Below are 17,329 nucleotides of genomic sequence, written 5' to 3'. Positions count from 1 at the left end.
GATGGCCGACAACTCGAGAATCGAAACGTTGTGGACATGCGTGGGCGGCGTAGTCGTCGCTCTTGGTTTGGCCCTGCGCGCTACTTTGATGTTGCGCTATCCGACGATTCCTGTGTCCGATTTTCTGCGTGTGGTCGATTTTGCGACGATGCTGTCGCGCGACTTCGGCGCGCCCACGTGGCATTGGCTGCTGCTGAGCCCGGGAACATCGACGCTCCTGGGGGTCATCCTCCGCGTCGTACCGGGTGACCCAGTTGCTGTAGCGCGCACTGCAACGATGCTACTGATGTCGGCGTTACCGTTGCTGCCCTTGGTGGTATTGCGCGGTGTAGTCCCGACGTGGGCTCGGGTGCTCGTCGCGGCGCTAATCGCTCTCCAACCGGCGCAAGTCATCTTCTCGGGGGTCGTGGCCCAGGACAACTGGGTGCAGTTGCCCGTCCTCGCGCTCGCTTGCATCGGTGTTCGAAACGCATTTGGCGCGAAGCGCGGCTTTGCGGCTTCCGCTTCGGTACTGTGGGTACTGTCCGGATACATTCGCCAGGAAATGTGGCTCGCCGCATTTCCTCTGGTTCTGCTCGCTGTCTTTCCTTGGGGCGAGCCTCGCGAATGGCGTCGGCGAGCGTACGTATTCGGTGGGATAGGTGCCATTCTTCTTTCTCTAGTCGCGTGGCAACGGCACGCAGCAACCGACCGGTTTGCGTTGACGACCGCACACGGTGGCGCCGCGATGCTCGGCTCGTATATGCCTGGCGCCGGGTTTGGTTGGCTGCAATACGACGCATTCGTGGCCGCGAAGCACCCGGAGTTGCAGGATGACACGCAGAAGTTGATGGCGGTGGCTGGGCCGATGGCGTGGAACGAGATCAAGCGTCGACCTGGTTTTCATTTGCAACGGCGCGTCGGTGCCCTGTTTGCGTCGTCCGTGAACGCTGACGGCACCCTCGTCTACTGGTCACTCTTGGACGAGGCACAAAAGCCCAGCCGCCGAGCTGATGCGCTTTTGCTCGCGCAGCGTCTCGGGCCGTGGGTCCTCGCCGGTCTCTGTCTGCTTCACGCTGCGTTTTTCGCTGCAGTCGCGGTCGCGGTCAGAACGCGCAACCGAGCCGTTCTCGCAATCGCCGCGGCGATTGCGCTGAAGGCGGCACTGCACGTCCTGTTCGCCACGCAGGCGCGTTTCATGCTGGTCGCGAACACCCTTGAGGCGCTTGCCGTAGGCCTGGCTGCTGTGGATGTCGCGCATGCGAAGGTGTCGCGGGCGTGGGCGTTGACCGCTGCGGCGGTTTCCGCGACAGCCGTGTTCGCGGTGGTGCATGTGCTACCGCGGTGGGAAGCTGCAGTGAAGGCAGCCGACCCTGCGATGCACATCGATACATTCCTACTGCGACTGGAGCACGCGCGCGCGAGTTGCTCGCTCGCTTCCGGAGTACTGGTCGACAGCGCGGCGTCTACATTTCGCTTCAAGGTCGCACATCCGGACCCGGCACCCGGCGAGCGTGCAGAAGTGCGCTGCTTGGTACGCGCCGCTGGCGGCGCAGATGCTTCGATACTTCTCGGCGTCGAAGACGCATACGCGCCCGGAGGTTTCCCGGACCGTTTGCGCCAAGAGGTCCGCATCGGTGGCAATAACGTGCTTTCGCACGACATCTCGGCTGAAGCGGGCGCCGGCTGGTGGGAGACGCCACTGTCGCTGTCGGCGACGCGCGACACGGAAATCATTTTCCGCATCCAAGCGGTACGGCCGGATGCGGGCCCGGCGTGGGGCGAGGCGGCTACAACGCGGGTTCGGCTCAGAGAGCCGACGCCATAGCCGCCTTCTTTTCAAGCACGACTAGCATCCGCGTGGCGAAGAGCGCCGGGCAGGTGTCCAGGATCCGATCAAGGCGGCGCATTATGCCGTAGGCGGACTCCGGATAAAGCTGTGGCTTGGAATAGCCGCCGGACGCGACATACGAGAAAAGGGCAGAGCGGCTGATCGATTGAACGTGCAGTTTTTCAAACGTCGCCCCGACCCGACGAAATAGGCGAGACGCATTGCCTTGCGCTGCGTAATAGTCCACGTTGGCCGGAGACCAATGTTCAGGCGCGTTCCAAGCAATCGGCTGCTTGAGCGCGATCGGCTCATGATGGAAAACGCCAAATACAAGACGGCCGAGAGCGCTCATCGCTGGCTCGAATACCAACACACGACCGCCGGGAGCGAGCACGCGATGGAATTCGCGAAGCGCGTTTCCAGGGTATCGAAGGTGATGGAATACGTCGAAGAGGATTAGATTGGCGACGCTCTCATCGTCAAACGATAACGTGTATGCGTTTTCAGTCTGGTCGAGCCACGGGTTAGGGAAGAGATCCGTCCGCAGACAACCGGGCAGCACTTCGCGGATGTTGCCGATGCCCGATCCGAGCTCCGCCGCAATCCCGGGAACATGCGCACATTTCGCCGCGATAGACAAATGCATGTCGCGGTAGATGCGACGCAGTAACGGCTTGCGCTCCCATGCGCGCAGATTTTCGGCGATCTCGACGTTGTGTTGTTCGACCGTTACACCGGACGTGGGTAGTTCGTTTTGCAGCATGCTTGGACGTCCTCTGGTATCGCCCAGTCAATGTGGCCGGACTTAAAGCGGGTGTTCTTGCCCGCGGTCAAGCGACTCTCATTGCCGAAACAGTCCAGGTAGGCGCCACAAAGCGGCGTGCGAATGCGCGCTCGTCGCCTGAGAAATTTGCCTCGCACCATGCCGTCATAAACTCGTTCACGTACCGCGCAAAGGCCTCAGCCAGAGCCCGTTTTGTGAACCACGACAATGTCGAGTCCGATTGGACCTCTTCCATTTTTTTCAATGCTTCTCCAAGTCGTTCCAGCGCGCCCTCGCGCTTCGCGATCCAGTGAGCGACCTCAGTACCAACTTCCAGTCCCGTCTCACGAAGCCGGCTTTCGTAGTACGGCAGCGGGAGAAGTTGCCCCATATGGTGATAGGGGTCATCCCATTTCTGGCGTTGGCGCTTGAGCTCACGGCCTTCCTGACGTCCCAGCAACGTGAAGCCAAACAGGCAGAAGTGCTCGTCAGAAAGAACCTGGTGGATGCTGTCCTTGTTGGGGACGTGCATGACAAACGTGCCCCCTGGCGCGAGAAGGCGCGGCACGGCGCGAAGGAGCGTGTCCGGGTCGCTCACGTGCTCTATCACGTCGCTGCAGAAGATCAGGTCGAACTCACCGAGCGTGGTCGGGTCCGCCGCCATGACGTCTGCACAGCGCACCTCGGCGCCTGGAAGATCCTCCACGTTCAGCGCTGCGTACTCGGCAAGTTGCGGGTCGATCTCGAGTCCGAGCGCTACGTCACCCGCGTCTGCAAACGCTCGTACCGTTCCGCCGTATCCGCATCCGATATCGAGCACCCGCCGCGGCGCACCTTCATCGCGCGGATGGCGCGCCAACGCTGCTGCGCCACGTTGGTTCGTCGCGAACGCGTACTCGAGGTAAAGCTTTTCGGTCGGACCCAGCGACGCGTCGAAATCCGTCGGATCAAGTCCGACGCGATCAACGTATCGATCCCGCAGGTAGCGTTCGCAGAATCCGGCGGCGACGCCGTAACGGGCCGCATATTCAGCGGCGAGAGTCTCGAGCGACATACTGGGACGGCCATTTCCGGGCGGATCCGAGATGTTGCCAGAGTTGGCCATTGTTGGCACCCGCTGTGGCGCGCCGTTTTCCCACGAGAATGATAGGCTGTCGGGCTCTCCGGGCCGTGCCCGTTCATCAAAACCTGACACGCATGAAGCGCGCTCTCATCACCGGCGTCACCGGCCAGGACGGTGCATACCTCGCGGAACTTCTACTCGAGAAGGGCTACGAGGTTCACGGAATCAAGCGGCGATCCTCGCTGTTCAACACCGATCGCATCGATCATCTCTATCAGGACCCGCACGAAGATGCGGTCAGGTTCGTGCTGCACTACGGCGACCTGACGGATGCGACGAATCTGATTCGAATCGTGCAGCAGGTGCAGCCGGACGAGATATACAACCTCGGCGCGCAGAGTCACGTGGCGGTCTCGTTCGAAAGTCCCGAGTACACGGCGAACAGTGATGCCATCGGCACGCTTCGCTTGCTGGAGGCTATCCGCATCCTGGGGCTCGAAAAGAAGACGAAGTTCTACCAGGCGTCGACATCCGAGCTCTACGGCAAGGTCCAGGAAATCCCTCAGCGCGAAACGACACCGTTCTACCCGCGTTCGCCGTACGCGGTCGCCAAGCTGTACGCGTATTGGATCACGGTTAACTACCGCGAGTCGTATGGCATGTACGCGTGCAACGGGATTTTGTTCAACCACGAATCACCACTGCGCGGCGAAACGTTTGTTACTCGCAAGATTACGCGTGCGCTCGCGCGTCTCCACCTGGGTCTTCAGGGCTGCCTCTATTTAGGCAACCTCGACGCGCGGCGCGACTGGGGCCATGCGAAGGACTATGTGGAAATGCAGTGGCTGATGTTGCAGCAAGAAGTTGCCGAGGATTTCGTCATCGCGACGGGGTATCAGGTGTCTGTCCGTGAGTTTGTCTCGCGCGCGGCGGCGGAGCTTGGCATCGCGATTGAGTGGCGGGGAGCCGGGGTCGATGAATATGGCGTGGTCGCCGCAGCACCGGAGGGTTCGGCCGTGAGCGTCGGTCAGCGCGTCGTCGCAGTCGACCCGAGATATTTCCGTCCGTCCGAGGTGGACACACTGTTGGGTGATCCGACGCGCGCGCGCGAAAAACTGGGTTGGACGCCGAAGATCACGTTCGATGAGCTCGTTTCCGAAATGGTTCGCGAGGACCTCGCGTTGGCTCAACGTGATGCGCTCGTGAGGGAGGCCGGTTTCCGGGCGTACCATCACTATGAGTAGCACGTCGGTGGTTACCGAGCTTCCGCTCGACGCTCGTATTTTTGTTGCCGGTCACCGCGGACTAGTCGGTAGTGCGATCGTTCGCCGCCTAGAACGCGACGGATATTCGAATTTGCTCGTGCGATCCCGGAAAGAGCTGGACCTTACCGAACAGGCGGAGGTGCGGGCGTTCTTCGATCTCGAGCGTCCGGACTTCGTTTTTCTCGCCGCGGCAAAGGTCGGCGGTATTCACGCCAACGCGACTCGTCCAGCGGAATTCCTGCACGAGAACCTCATGATCCAGTCCAACGTCATCGACGCTGCCCGGCGCAGCGGTGTTCGGAAGTTGGCGTTTCTCGGGTCGTCGTGTATCTATCCCCGCCTTGCACCGCAGCCGATCAGCGAGGAGGCACTTCTCACGGGTCCGCTCGAGCCAACGAACGAGTGGTACGCAATTGCGAAGATCGCGGGCATCAAGCAATGCCAGGCCTACCGGCAGCAATACGGTTTTGACGCGATCTCGCTGATGCCGACCAATCTCTACGGGCCCGGCGACAACTTCGACCTGCAGAGTTCGCATGTGTTGCCCGCGCTCATCCGCAAGTTCCACGAGGCGCATGTGCGCGGCGACGAGTGCGTCGTTCTGTGGGGGACTGGAACACCGCGACGTGAGTTCCTTCACGTGGACGATATGGCCGACGCGACGCTGTACCTGATGCGCCACTACGACGGTAGCGATCCCGTGAACATTGGTGTGGGCTCCGATGTCAGTATTTTGGAGCTAGCGAATCTTGTAAGCGAAGTCGTCGGATACCGTGGGAAAATTGCGCACGATCTATCCAAGCCGGATGGCACGCCGCGCAAGCTCCTCGATGTCACCCGTCTTGCATCGCTTGGCTGGCACGCGCGGACGTCCCTTGATGTAGGAATTCGCGACACCTATTCGTGGTTTCTCGCGCATCAGGCCGAGCTGCGGCTATGAACCCGGCGTGCGCGGAACCACAGCTGGCCGCGCACTGCCGGCTCCAAAATGGGGCTACAGGCGCTGCTCGCAAGCCAGTCCGCCATTGCGTTTTGAGGCGACCATAGCGCGGGCACGGTCGCTACCTAGCTGTGCCGCCGCGCAGTAGAGCTTCATGGCCTGCGAGCCATCCTTCGCTACGCTCTCGCCGTTCGCATACATGGTCCCCAGCATGTACGTCGCTTCAGCGTGTCCGGCCGCGCTGGCGCGTTCAAACCACTCGCGTGCGTTCGCCAAGTTGCGCTGCACGCCGACGCCGTCGAAATACGCGTAGCCGACGGCGTTCATCGCTTCGGCATTTCCTTGAGTTGCAGCCTTCTGCAGCCATTCGACCGCTTCGGCCTGATGCGCGCCCTCGCGAGAAGACTGCAATGAACGACCGAATTCATATTGCGCCGGACCGTAACCTGCGTTCGCCGATCGCTCGATATAGTGGGCTGCCGCGGCGCTGTCGCGCATGCGTCCGACGCCGTCGCGAAGCATGATGCCGTAGTCGAATAGCGCCGGCGCGTAGCCGGCGTCAGCTGCTTTCGACATCCAATCTGCGCCGGCTGCGAGATCTTTTGCCATGCCCTTGCCGGCCAAGAGAGACGTAGCAAGGTCATATTGAGCCTTAGGAAATCCGGATCGCGCGGCCGTGCTCAGTGCTGACGTTTGTCGCCCACCCGGAATACGATTCCCGGGGTCGCGCATGACAGCCAGCTGGTACACGGCGTCGGGCTCACCGTTTTTTGCCGCGCGCACGAACCAAAATGTCGCCTTCTTCCGGTCGCGCGTTACGCCGCTACCCGTGAGGTACAAGCGTCCGAGAAGAAACTGCGCACGCGGATGGTTCTTTGCCGCCGCACTCGTCAGCCACTTTCGCGAGAGCTCGAGATTCTGCGCGACGTCTTCCATCCCGTCGCCGTACAACAGGCCGAGCGCATACTGCGCGTCGGCGTAGCCACCCATAGCGGACTGCTTCAACCACCGCAGTGCTTCACGCGGCGACGATGGTACTCCGTCACCCTTGAGGTAGGTCACGCCGAGATTGTATTGCGCGCGCACTTGACCGGCTTCCGCCGACTTGCGATAGAGGTCCATTGCAAGTAGGGGGTCACGCGCCACGCCCTTGCCCTCCGCGTACGCGGTAGCCAGAAAAAATTCGGCATCGGCGTTTCCAGCGGAGGCGAGTGGCTGCCAGACAGCGACGGCTTCCTTGGCGCGGCCGGAACCGTAAAGATCGATCCCCTGCGCGATTCGATGCCGATCCGAACATGCGGATGCTATCGCCCCGGCTGCAAGTATCGCTACCCAGCGGAGCGCTGCCCTCGTGTGCCGCGATTGCAATCTCATCCTGTCCCCACCCGCTCGTCGGCAGACAAATTTTTAACGGTCGAATTGAGCTTAAGAAACCGTGACGAAAGTCTACCATTCGGTTTCGGACCTGCACCTCGCGGGCCCTTCAGGGGAGAGATCCTATGTCATTCAGAAAGTGGGTAGTGGCTAGCGCATGTGCGTCCGCGCTGGTGGGCGCGCCTGTAGTCCAGGCGGAAGAATCGTATGGCCTGCAGCAGCAAGGGCACTACATTCCGGCCTACATGTTCTCGCCTGACGATCCGGCCTGCCCGTTGACGTACGACGCCAACTACTTCTACACGGCAACGGGAAGTGGTGGCTCCTACTGCCATTGGTATGAGGCACCGCTTGGCTTGCCCGAAGGCGCGAAGATCATTAGCTATGCCGTCTATTATTATGACAATGACGCGTCCAACGATCTGACCGTCACGGTCAATCGCAATTACCAGCTGTACGGCGGGACGGTGGGCACAGCCTCGTATGCAAGCCTTACGAATTCGACTTATACGTCCGCGGGCGCGCAGGTGTACAACCAGACGGGCTTCGCCCCAACCTTCAACGGCGTAGTTGATACCTACATATCCTCCGGACAGCACCAGGACTACGCGGTTCGCCTAGCGATGCCCGTAAGTGCAAACCTGCGTTTTAGAGGAGTATGGGTGTTTTGGCAGCGTCAGATCGCTCCCGCTCCGGCGAGTGCGAGCTTCAATGACGTTCCGACATCCCACCCGTTCTTCAACGAGATCGGCCAGCTGGCTAAGTCCGGAGTCACCGCCGGTTGCGGCGGAGGGAACTACTGCCCCGATTCGGCGGTGACGCGCGCTCAGATGGCGGCGTTCCTTACTCGCGCTTTGGGCCTGCAGTGGGACTATTACACCGACGCCCCTTAGCTGATCGTCGCCCCCGTGACCTACTCGGCGCGGGGGTGAATTGGAGGCGCAAATGAAGAGCGTGCTAAAAGTGGTCGCCGTTACTGTGGCGATCTTGGGGCTGGTTGTCGTTTACCGCAGATCGGACGAGAATTTCGGTGTGTACGACACGCCTGGTATGGAAACGAACGGTGGCTATGAGCAGCCGCCTCTCAATGCTTCAACACGCGTCACCGCCGATGGTAGGCAAGGATTCGTGTCCACGCAGCACTTGGCTCCTGGAACGCGCGCCCCGGTGCCCAACGCGGCGTTGGCGCGCGAACAGCATGCTTGGGACGTAGAGCAGGCCAATTCGTATGGCGGCCCGCCGTTGCCTGATGCCATGCGCCAATCGATGACTCGCTCGGGAAAACCGCTGGGCCCGCTGCCGCAGGAGCGGGCTCGCTAGGGTCGCAAGGCCCCGCCAGTGATCGGCTACGGTACGGGATGAGAGGCGGTCTGCGTGGTTGCGCCCCGCTCGCTCTTGCGGCCGATAGGCCGCCGACGCGTTGCGATTTGTCGCATAACAAACGCCGAAGCTAGGCGATTAAAGCGCCCAGCTCGGGCAGGATCTGAAACAGATCTCCTACTAGCCCGATATCTGCGATTTCAAAAATCGCCGCGTCGGCATCCTTATTGATCGCGACGATGGTGCCGGCATCCTTGATGCCGGTGAGGTGCTGGATCGCTCCGGAAATACCTATTGCGACGTAGAGCTCGGGGGCGATGATCTTACCCGTCTGACCGACCTGCATCTCGTTCGGGCAGTAGCCCGCATCAACCGCCGCACGCGACGCACCAACCGCCGCGCCGAGCTTGTCGGCGAGGTCGTAGATGATCTTGAAGTTCTCGGCCGAGCCGACGCCGCGGCCGCCGGAAACCACGCGTTTGGCGCTCTGCAGGTCCGGACGATCGCTCGAGCCGGCGGCGAGACCGACGAAGCGTGTATGCGTCGGCAACGAGGCGTCGACAGTGATCGCTTCGACCGGCGCATTGCCATCGCGCGCGGTTTCCGCGAACGACGCAGTACGGATCGTCGCGACGACAACCACGCCTTCCGGTACCTCGACGGTCACGATCGCGTTGCCGGCGTAGATGGGGCGCTTGAACGTACGCGGCCCTTCAACAGCCATCGCGTCCGACACCTGCGGTGCGTTCAGCAGCGCGGCGACGCACGGCATCACATCCTTGCCGAACGTCGTGCTCGGGCCAAACACGTGCGTGTAGCCCGCGGCGATCTTCGCGACCTGTGGCGCAAGTACCTGGGCGATCGGGTTGGCGTTCGCGGTGTTGGACACCGCCAACACGCGCGTGACGCCAACGAGCTTCGCAGCTTCGGCCGCGACGGCTGACGCATCATCCGCCAGCACCAGCACATCGATCGCCTCGGGCGACAGCGCCTTCGCCGCGGTGACGCACTTGGCGGTCGACGCATTGAGGTGGCCGCCTAGGTGTTCGGCGACGATCAGGACCTTCGACATCGTGAGTTCCTCGGATTCCGTTGTCCCGGCAATCCGGGACCGACATGTCAGGCGGTCGCGCGATGCGCGGGCCGCCTGGCCTGGTGTTACAGCAGGCCGCGCTGCTTGAGCGTCGCGACGAGCTCGGCCGCATCCTTGACCATGATGCCCTTCGAGCGCTTGGCCGGCGGCGCGTAGGACGTGGTCTTCAGTCCCGCACCCGCATCGACGCCGAGCTCGGTGAACTGCAGCGTCTCGAGCGGCTTGCTCTTGGCTTTCATGATGTCCGGCAGCTTGATGAAGCGCGGCTCGTTGAGGCGCAGGTCGGTGGTGACGACCGCCGGCAGATCGACTTCCAGCGTCTCGAGGCCGGCGTCGACTTCGCGCGTCACGGTCGCCTTGCCGTCGGCGACGTCTAGCTTCGATGCGAACGTCGCCTGCGGGCGGCCCCAGAGCGTGGCCAGCATCTGGCCAGTCTGGCTGGCGTCGTCGTCGATCGCCTGCTTGCCGAGGATGACGAGGTCCGGCTGCTCGCGCTCGACGAGCTTGAGCAGGGCGCGCGCCGCCGTGAGGGGCTGCACGTCGGTGCCGGCGTCGACCACCACATGGATCGCGCGGCTGGCGCCCATCGCGAGGCCGTTGCGCAGGTGCGGCTGGGCGTCGGCCGGGGCGATCGTGGCGACCACGACTTCGGTCGCGACGCCCTTGTCGCGCAGGCGCAGCGCCTCTTCGAGCGCGATCTCGTCGAACGGGTTGGGCGACAGCTTGACGCCCTCGGTGACGACGCCGCTGCCGTCGGGCTTGACCTGGATGCGGACGTTGTAGTCCACCACGCGCTTGTAGGCGACGAGGATTTTCATCGGGCGGATTCCTAGTAACGGTCGGGCCGGTCGGCCCAGGATCGGAATTCTAGCCGACCCTTGTAATCGCCACGCTCTGTCCAGCAGTCACACCAAATCGATCGGGTACCCTGTAGGGCCAAGGAAGTTGGACCTCCCATGCTCCATCCCGTCATCCTGAGCGGCGGTAGCGGCTCCCGACTCTGGCCGCTGTCGCGCCAGAACCAGCCCAAGCAGTTCCTCGCCCTCATAGGTGACCGGTCGCTATTCCAGGAAACGGTGCTGCGCGCGAGCAGGCTCGACGGCATGCAGGCGCCGGTAACGGTGTGCAGCGAGGACCATCGGTTCATGGTGGGGGAGCAGCTTCAGGAAATCGACGTTGCCAACGGCGGCATCCTTCTCGAGCCCGAGGCCCGTAATACGGCCCCGGCGATCGCTGTGGCTGCGCTGCATCTCAACGCCCGTGATTCCGACGCGGTCATGCTTGTGATGCCGGCAGACCACCTGATTGAAGACGAGGCTGCGTTCCGGGCCGCCGTCGAACAGGCCGCCAGCGTGGCGGATCAGGGGTGGTTGGTCACGTTCGGCATACGTCCTGACTACCCCGAAACAGGCTACGGATACATACGCCGGGGCAGCGCGATCACACGCGACGTCTATAGCGTGGAACGTTTCGTGGAAAAGCCTGATTTGGCGACCGCCGAGGGTTACGTCGCTGATGGCGAATACGCTTGGAACTCGGGGATGTTCATGTTCCGCGCAGACCGCTATCTCGAAGAATTGGGCCGACTGCGCCCCGAGATCCTAGCGACGTGCAAGCAGGCGTGCGCCGCCGCAAAGCGCGATCTCGATTTTGTGCGCGTTGACCCAGTTGCGTTTGCTGCGAGTCCGAGCGACTCCATCGACTACGCGGTCATGGAAAAGACCGATCGCGCCGCGGTCGTTCCAGTAAGTTGCGGTTGGAGCGACATCGGTTCGTGGTCTTCGTTGTGGGCGGCTGCCCCGCGCGATGCCGACGGCAATCGTCATGAGGGCGACGTACTGGCGATCGACACCCGCAACAATCTCGTTCGAGCCTCGGAGCGCCGCATGATCGCGACGATCGGTGTCGAGGATCTGGTGATCGTCGACACGCCTGACGCCACGCTGGTAGCACGCAAGGATCGCGTGCAGGACGTCAAGAAAGTCGTCGACCAGATCAAGAGCGCCGGACGTCAGGAACACCTGTTCCATCGAAAGGTGTACCGGCCATGGGGCAATTACGACTCGATCGATATGGGCGAGCGCTTTCAGGTAAAGCGGATCGTCGTCAAGCCGGGCGCTGCCTTGAGTTTGCAAAAGCATCACAAGCGTGCCGAGCACTGGATCGTGGTGTCGGGCGTTGCCGAAGTGACCTGCGATGACCGCGTGTTCGATCTGCACGAAAACGAGAGCACGTTCATCCCACTCGGCAGCGTGCATCGGCTGCGCAACAACGGCGTGGAACCTGTCGAGCTGATCGAGGTGCAGTCCGGGCACTACCTCGGCGAGGACGACATCGTGCGGCTCGAGGACGTCTACGGACGCTCTTGATCCACGGCGTACGACGTCCGCGGTGCGGCATCGGCCGAAGGTACGGTGCGGCTCGGGAGCGCGATCGCTAGAATCCGCAAGTCCAGAACACGGAGTGTCCGCATGGCCGCGCGAAGCAAGGTCTACCCCGACGCGAAGACGGCGCTCACCGATCTCGTGGCCGACAACCAGACGCTCGCAGTGGGCGGGTTCGGCCTGTGCGGGATTCCCGAAGCGCTGATCGCGGCCCTGCGCGACTCCGGAGCGAAGGGGCTGACCGCGATCTCCAACAACGCGGGCGTCGACGGCTTCGGCCTCGGCCTGCTCCTGGAGACGCGGCAGATCCGCAAGATGATTTCCTCGTACGTCGGTGAGAACAAGGAGTTCGAGCGCCAGTTCCTCTCCGGAGAACTCGAACTCGAATTCAATCCGCAGGGCACGCTCGCCGAGCGTTTGCGCGCCGGCGGCGCGGGCATTCCGGCGTTCTTTACGCGCACCGGTTACGGCACCGTGGTGGCTGACGGCAAGGAAACGCGCGAGTTCGACGGGCAGATGTATGTGATGGAGACGGCGTTGCACGCCGACGTTTCGCTGGTGAAGGCGTGGAAAGCCGACAAGGCCGGCAACCTCGTGTTCCGTAAGACGGCGCGCAATTTCAATCCGGCCTGCGCGATGGCGGGCAAGGTGTGCGTGGCGGAGGTGGAGCAGCTCGTCGAGATCGGCGACATCGATCCTGATCACGTGCACCTGCCCGGCATCTATGTCGACCGCATCGTCGTCAATGCAACGCCCGAGAAGCGCATCGAACAGCGCACCGTGCGCCAGGGAGGAGTTTGAGATGGCCTGGACCCGCGACGAGATGGCGCAGCGCGCCGCACGCGAACTCAGCGATGGCGCATACGTGAACCTGGGCATCGGCTTGCCGACGCTGGTGGCGAATTACATTCCCGACGGTATGGACGTCTGGTTGCAGAGCGAAAACGGCCTGCTCGGCATTGGCCCGTTCCCGACCGAAGCCGAACTCGACGCAGACCTCATCAACGCCGGTAAGCAAACCGTCACCACGCAACCGGGCGCGAGCTTCTTCGGCAGCCACGACTCGTTCGCGATGATCCGTGGCGGGCACATCGACCTCGCGATTCTCGGCGCGATGCAGGTCACCGATAAGGGCGATCTCGCCAACTGGATGGTGCCCGGCAAGATGGTGAAGGGCATGGGCGGCGCGATGGACCTGGTGGCCGGCGTCAAGCGCGTGGTCGTGCTGATGGAACACACCGCGAAGAACGGCGAGCATAAGATCCTGCCCGAGTGCACGTTGCCGCTGACCGGCGTCGGCGTCGTCAACCGGATCATCACGGACCTAGCTGTGATGGACGTCACGCCACAGGGTTTGAAGCTCGTGGAACTGGCCCCCGGCGTTTCTGCGGACGAGTTGGCGGAACGGACCGGTGTGGCTGTCGGGCCGCTTAGCGGCTGACGGAATCGCCTTGTAGGGGTGCGCGGGCAGACTTAGGGTAGGCGCATAACGTGCGCTCTCCGGGAGCGCCGCTGCCTACCGCCAATAGGGCTTCCGTCATGCGCAAGCTTCTGCCTCTCGCCGCCTTGGTCATTCTGCTGGCCGGCTGCGTCCGCTCGGATGATTCACGACAGGTGGCGCACGCGGCGGCTAGCACCGCCGTCGCCGGACGCTCCGCAGGAGGTTCCGCGTCGGCGCTCGCGGCGATCCGTGGTCATGTCGTCAAAGGGCAGCGCTATGCGTCGCTACCGGACCGGGGCGAGTTGCTCGCCTACACGGTGGGCGCGGCGGAGCTGCGCACACGCGCTTACACATGGAAGCAAGTCTTCCTAAGCGAGGAGCATGCGCTCAACGCCATTGGCGGCACGATGTCGATCGAAGCGCCTGACGGACACGTGATCCGACTTCGCTACGATCATCACGTAGAGCATCCGAATGGCGACTGGACGTGGGTGGGCCGCCCTGCAGGGACTAAGCCTGGCACCGAAGCGATTATTACCTTCGGCGAGAAAGCAGTATTCGGCACCATCCCCGACGGCGGCGGGCCGAGCCTCAAGATAACGTCTCTGGGCGGTGTTAGCTATGTCATCGCCACGGATTCGAGTGTCGTGGCGGCGCTTCCGGGCGCCAATCCGCAGATTACCGATGCGCTGTCCCCGCCACGGTCCAGCGCGCTCGTTAGCGCGCGAATTTCGACAACCACACAGTCTGCAGTTGCCGAAGCCGTGCCTATCGCGGCGCCGACAGTGGTCGATCTCGTGCTCGGATACACGACCGGATTCGCATCGCGTCTAGGCGGCGATTCGCAGGCGAACACGCGTCTTACCAACATCGTCGACATCGCGAATCAGGCCTACCTCAACAGCAATATCAACTCGCGTGTGCGGCTTGTAAAGACAGTTCCAGTGAACTACCCGGATAACACTAGCAATGATCAGACGCTGTACGACCTGACTGGCTACACGTGCGGCCCATCAAGCTGCAGCTCCACGAACATCAACCCGGCGCTTGAGCCGTTGCACCTTGCCCGCAATCAGTACGGCGCGGATCTTGTGTCGCTGGTTAGAAATTTTTACGACTCCGAGAACGGCAGCTGTGGCGTGGCATGGATTCTCGGTCAAGGACAACGGGCTATCACGTCCGGCGACGTCGAGTTCGGAATGTCGGTCGTAAGCGACAGTAACGGCACAGGAGAGCCCGGAACATTTCCCAGCAACGGTTACATCTGTCGAGATGAAACGCTAGCCCACGAGTTGGGTCATAACATGGGTTCGGCTCACGATGTAGCGACCGCCAAGGGCAGCAATGGCACGCTCGAGGCCGGCGAATACGGTCGCTACCCTTATTCGTTTGGTTACAAGACCGGCGCGGGAAGCGGCAATTTCTATACCGTCATGGCGTACGGCGATAGCGGTCAGAACCGGTACCGTGTGTTCTCGTCGCCAGATATTACCGCGTGCGGCGGTTTTTCCTGCGGCGTGGCCAATCAGGCGGACAACGCGCGCAGCCTCCGGCAGACGATGCCTGTTGTCGCGACATTCGCGCCGAGCGTCGTGGTTTTTTCGGATGTCCCACCGGACTACTGGGCATACGACCAGATCAAACGACTCAACGTGTCCGGAATCACGAGTGGTTGCGGGGATAACTCGCCTTGGGCGCCCGTGTTCTGCCCATCCCAACCGGTGCTGCGCGATCAGATGGCCGTGTTCCTGCTGCGCGCAAAGTATGGCTCGGGATTCGCTCCGGCCTCGGTCGCATCCTCCAGATTCACGGATGTCCCAGCCGGCTATTGGGCGATCAATTGGATCGAGAAGCTTGCAGCGGATCAAATTACCGCCGGATGCTCAGCATCCCCTCCGCTCTACTGCCCCTCGGGCAACGTCACGCGCGCGGAAATGGCAGTGTTCATTCTTCGCGCGAAGTACGGCGCGTCTTATTCGCCGCCGGCTGCAGCTGGAGTGTTTCAGGATGTCCCGGCGGGAAGCTGGGCAGCGCCGTGGATTGAGAAGCTCGCGAGCGACGGCATCACGTCGGGTTGCTCGACGACACCGAAGCTCTACTGTCCCAACAACGCAGTTTTGCGCGACCAGATGGCCGTTTTTTTGGTCAGGGCATACGGTCTGTAGTCCAGAAGCGCGCATCGCTGTTGCGCGGTGCGCGCCACTTCGTTGCTATCAAAGCATCTGGTAATTCGGACCCGAACCACCTTCCGGGGTCACCCAGTTGATGATCTCGTACGGGTCCTTGATGTCGCAGGTCTTGCAGTGCACGCAGTTGGCGGCGTTGATCTGCAGGCGCTTGCCGGCGGCTTTGTCCTCGACGATCTCGTAGACACCGGCGGGGCAGAAACGCGTGCACGGGTTGCCGTATTCGACGGTGCAGCGGGTGACGCAGATCGAGGTGTCGAGCACCTTGAGGTGCACGGGCTGGTCTTCGTCGTGTTCGGTCGCGGCGAAGTAGACGCCGGCGAGGCGGTCGCGCGGGGCGAGCGTGCGTTCCACGTAGTCGCGCTTGGGTGATTCGTGCGCGGCAAGTTTCTCGAGCTGCGACCAGTCCGGTTTGTTGCGCAGGGTCCACGGCGACTTGCCGCGCGTGACGGTCTCCCACGCCGCGTTGAGCAGGCCGAACCACAGGCCACGCTTGAATGCGGGCTTGATGTTGCGCACTTCGCGCAATTCGGCCATCGCGTCGGACGCACGCAACTTCGCGTCCCAGCCCTGCGGCGAAAGTTGCGTCGATGCGAGATGTTCGGCGGCGAGCATGCCCGAGCGGATCGCCTGGTGCGTGCCCTTGATCTTCGGCACGTTGAGTAGACCCGCGGTGTCGCCAATCAGGATCGCGCCCGGCATTTCGCAGGTCGGCAACGACTGCCAGCCGCCGGTGACGATCGCGCGCGCGCCGGCGGACACGATGTTGCCGCCTTCCAGCAGCGGCTTCACCGAAGGGTGGTTCTTCCACTGCTGGAAGGCTTCCCACGGCTTGTACTCCGGGTCCTTGTAATCGAGACCGCTGACGTAGCCGAGCGCGATGCGGCCCTTTTCGAGGTGATACAGGAAGCTGCCGCCGTAGATGTCATTGGAGGCCGGCCAGCCGAGCGTGTGCACGATCTTGCCGGGCGTGACGCGCTCTTCCGGCACCTGCCACAACTCCTTGATGCCGATGGAATACGTCTGCGGGTCGTGGCCTTCGTCGAGCTTGAACTGGCGCACGAGTCGCTTGGTGAGATGGCCGCGCGCACCTTCGGCGAGCACCGTGACCTTCGCGCGGATGTCGATGCCCGGCGTATAGCCCGGCTTGTGCGAACCATCCTTCGCGACGCCCATGTCGCCGATGCGCACGCCGACCACCGCGCCCGCTTCGTCATGCAACGTTTCGCTCGCGGCGAAGCCCGGATAGATCTCGACGCCCAGCGCCTCGGCCTGCGGCGCGAGCCACGCGCACATCGCGCTCAGGCTGACGATGACGTTGCCATGGTTGTTCATGCCGGGCGGCACCGGCAGCTTGCGCGCGCCGGTCTTGGACAGCAGCCAGAACTCGTCGTCGGTCGCGGGCACGCACACGGGCGGCGGGTTGTCACGCCAATTCGGCAGCAACGCGTCGAGCGGGCCGGTTTCGATGACGGCGCCGGAGAGGATGTGCGCGCCGATGGTCGACGCCTTCTCGATCACGCAGACCGAGATCTCGGGATTCAGCTGCTTCAGGCGGATCGCGAACGCCAGGCCCGACGGCCCCGCGCCGACGGTGACGACGTCGTACTCCATCACGTCGCGTTCGATCTCGGGCATATCAGCCATCGTGCGTCTCCGCGGATAAGGCGTCATTGTCGCCTTTTGGCAC

15 protein-coding genes are annotated in these 17,329 nt (G+C 62.6%); 9 read left to right on the top strand and 6 right to left on the bottom strand.

What is annotated here, in order from left to right; genetic code table 11:
* Nucleotide 1 precedes the first annotated feature (1 nt).
* Nucleotides 2-1,807, top strand: coding sequence for a hypothetical protein (locus tag ACKTTN_RS01385; RefSeq protein WP_407908083.1), 1,806 nt, complete (start codon nt 2-4; stop codon nt 1,805-1,807).
* Here ACKTTN_RS01385 and ACKTTN_RS01380 read toward each other — a convergent pair.
* Nucleotides 1,788-2,573, bottom strand: a complete 786-nt coding sequence (locus ACKTTN_RS01380; protein WP_407908082.1) for a methyltransferase domain-containing protein — start codon at nt 2,571-2,573, stop codon at nt 1,788-1,790. The genes ACKTTN_RS01385 and ACKTTN_RS01380 overlap by 20 nt on opposite strands.
* A 67-nt stretch (nt 2,574-2,640) precedes the next feature.
* A complete protein-coding gene (locus ACKTTN_RS01375) occupies nt 2,641-3,678 on the bottom strand; it encodes a methyltransferase domain-containing protein (protein WP_407908081.1) in 1,038 nt (345 codons plus the stop codon).
* A 92-nt stretch (nt 3,679-3,770) separates the two neighbouring features.
* Between ACKTTN_RS01375 and gmd the strand changes: the two genes are divergently transcribed.
* Together gmd and fcl are read left to right on the top strand one after the other, a co-directional pair.
* Nucleotides 3,771-4,880, top strand: coding sequence for a GDP-mannose 4,6-dehydratase (gmd, locus tag ACKTTN_RS01370; RefSeq protein WP_407908080.1), 1,110 nt, complete (start codon nt 3,771-3,773; stop codon nt 4,878-4,880).
* On the top strand, nt 4,873-5,841 hold the full coding sequence (gene fcl, locus ACKTTN_RS01365) for a GDP-L-fucose synthase (protein WP_407908079.1): 969 nt from the start codon (nt 4,873-4,875) through the stop codon (nt 5,839-5,841). Before gmd ends, fcl begins: the two co-directional genes overlap by 8 nt.
* Nucleotides 5,842-5,895: 54 nt before the next feature.
* Here fcl and ACKTTN_RS01360 read toward each other — a convergent pair whose 3' ends face one another.
* Nucleotides 5,896-7,215, bottom strand: coding sequence for a tetratricopeptide repeat protein (locus ACKTTN_RS01360; RefSeq protein WP_407908078.1), 1,320 nt, complete (start codon nt 7,213-7,215; stop codon nt 5,896-5,898).
* Between the two features lie 125 nt (nt 7,216-7,340).
* On the opposite strand from ACKTTN_RS01360, the gene ACKTTN_RS01355 reads away from it, so the two are divergent.
* On the top strand, nt 7,341-8,108 hold the full coding sequence (locus tag ACKTTN_RS01355; RefSeq protein ID WP_407908077.1) for an S-layer homology domain-containing protein: 768 nt from the start codon (nt 7,341-7,343) through the stop codon (nt 8,106-8,108).
* Between the two features lie 52 nt (nt 8,109-8,160).
* Nucleotides 8,161-8,535: a hypothetical protein gene (locus tag ACKTTN_RS01350; RefSeq protein ID WP_407908076.1), complete on the top strand. Its 375-nt coding sequence runs from the start codon at nt 8,161-8,163 to the stop codon at nt 8,533-8,535.
* A 130-nt stretch (nt 8,536-8,665) separates the two neighbouring features.
* On the opposite strand, the gene ACKTTN_RS01345 is transcribed toward ACKTTN_RS01350, so the two are convergent.
* The gene (locus ACKTTN_RS01345; protein WP_407908075.1) at nt 8,666-9,607 is read right to left on the bottom strand and encodes an electron transfer flavoprotein subunit alpha/FixB family protein; all 942 of its coding nucleotides are present in this window, start codon (nt 9,605-9,607) and stop codon (nt 8,666-8,668) included.
* A gap of 86 nt (nt 9,608-9,693) precedes the next feature.
* Nucleotides 9,694-10,446 (bottom strand): electron transfer flavoprotein subunit beta/FixA family protein, encoded by a 753-nt coding sequence (locus ACKTTN_RS01340; RefSeq protein WP_407908074.1) that lies wholly within the window; start codon nt 10,444-10,446, stop codon nt 9,694-9,696.
* Between the two features lie 138 nt (nt 10,447-10,584).
* Here ACKTTN_RS01340 and ACKTTN_RS01335 point away from each other — a divergent pair, with 138 nt between their 5' ends.
* The 4 genes from ACKTTN_RS01335 (at nt 10,585) to ACKTTN_RS01320 (ending at nt 15,618) form a co-directional block, all read left to right on the top strand.
* On the top strand, nt 10,585-11,997 hold the full coding sequence (locus ACKTTN_RS01335; RefSeq protein ID WP_407908073.1) for a mannose-1-phosphate guanylyltransferase/mannose-6-phosphate isomerase: 1,413 nt from the start codon (nt 10,585-10,587) through the stop codon (nt 11,995-11,997).
* Nucleotides 11,998-12,099: 102 nt separating this feature from the next.
* A complete protein-coding gene (locus ACKTTN_RS01330; protein WP_407908072.1) occupies nt 12,100-12,813 on the top strand; it encodes a CoA transferase subunit A in 714 nt (237 codons plus the stop codon).
* 1 nt (nt 12,814) lies between these two features.
* A complete protein-coding gene (locus ACKTTN_RS01325) occupies nt 12,815-13,453 on the top strand; it encodes a CoA transferase subunit B (protein WP_407908071.1) in 639 nt (212 codons plus the stop codon).
* A 98-nt stretch (nt 13,454-13,551) separates the two neighbouring features.
* Complete coding sequence (locus ACKTTN_RS01320) at nt 13,552-15,618, top strand: reprolysin-like metallopeptidase (RefSeq protein WP_407908070.1); 2,067 nt, start codon at nt 13,552-13,554, stop codon at nt 15,616-15,618.
* A 48-nt stretch (nt 15,619-15,666) separates the two neighbouring features.
* Here ACKTTN_RS01320 and ACKTTN_RS01315 read toward each other — a convergent pair whose 3' ends face one another.
* Nucleotides 15,667-17,286 carry an electron transfer flavoprotein-ubiquinone oxidoreductase gene (locus ACKTTN_RS01315; protein WP_407908069.1) on the bottom strand — a complete coding sequence of 540 codons (1,620 nt, stop codon included), beginning with the start codon at nt 17,284-17,286 and terminating at the stop codon, nt 15,667-15,669.
* Nucleotides 17,287-17,329: the final 43 nt, after the last annotated feature.

This window comes from Lysobacter claricitrinus, from assembly GCF_045866565.1.
GTDB lineage: Bacteria > Pseudomonadota > Gammaproteobacteria > Xanthomonadales > Xanthomonadaceae > Cognatilysobacter > Cognatilysobacter claricitrinus.
Note: the sequence above shows the minus strand (reverse complement) of the source record. Positions and strands in the feature narration are given on the sequence as shown.

Coding starts and splice junctions, on each gene's coding strand:
- ACKTTN_RS01355 (WP_407908077.1), top strand. CDS start 7,341: ATGTCATTCAGAAAGTGGGTAGTGGCTAGCGCATGTGCGTCCGCGCTG.
- fcl (WP_407908079.1), top strand. CDS start 4,873: ATGAGTAGCACGTCGGTGGTTACCGAGCTTCCGCTCGACGCTCGTATT.
- ACKTTN_RS01325 (WP_407908071.1), top strand. CDS start 12,815: ATGGCCTGGACCCGCGACGAGATGGCGCAGCGCGCCGCACGCGAACTC.
- ACKTTN_RS01340 (WP_407908074.1), bottom strand. CDS start 10,446: ATGAAAATCCTCGTCGCCTACAAGCGCGTGGTGGACTACAACGTCCGC.
- ACKTTN_RS01350 (WP_407908076.1), top strand. CDS start 8,161: ATGAAGAGCGTGCTAAAAGTGGTCGCCGTTACTGTGGCGATCTTGGGG.
- ACKTTN_RS01335 (WP_407908073.1), top strand. CDS start 10,585: ATGCTCCATCCCGTCATCCTGAGCGGCGGTAGCGGCTCCCGACTCTGG.
- ACKTTN_RS01315 (WP_407908069.1), bottom strand. CDS start 17,286: ATGGCTGATATGCCCGAGATCGAACGCGACGTGATGGAGTACGACGTC.
- ACKTTN_RS01320 (WP_407908070.1), top strand. CDS start 13,552: ATGCGCAAGCTTCTGCCTCTCGCCGCCTTGGTCATTCTGCTGGCCGGC.
- ACKTTN_RS01380 (WP_407908082.1), bottom strand. CDS start 2,573: ATGCTGCAAAACGAACTACCCACGTCCGGTGTAACGGTCGAACAACAC.
- ACKTTN_RS01375 (WP_407908081.1), bottom strand. CDS start 3,678: ATGGCCAACTCTGGCAACATCTCGGATCCGCCCGGAAATGGCCGTCCC.
- ACKTTN_RS01385 (WP_407908083.1), top strand. CDS start 2: ATGGCCGACAACTCGAGAATCGAAACGTTGTGGACATGCGTGGGCGGC.
- ACKTTN_RS01330 (WP_407908072.1), top strand. CDS start 12,100: ATGGCCGCGCGAAGCAAGGTCTACCCCGACGCGAAGACGGCGCTCACC.
- gmd (WP_407908080.1), top strand. CDS start 3,771: ATGAAGCGCGCTCTCATCACCGGCGTCACCGGCCAGGACGGTGCATAC.
- ACKTTN_RS01345 (WP_407908075.1), bottom strand. CDS start 9,607: ATGTCGAAGGTCCTGATCGTCGCCGAACACCTAGGCGGCCACCTCAAT.
- ACKTTN_RS01360 (WP_407908078.1), bottom strand. CDS start 7,215: ATGAGATTGCAATCGCGGCACACGAGGGCAGCGCTCCGCTGGGTAGCG.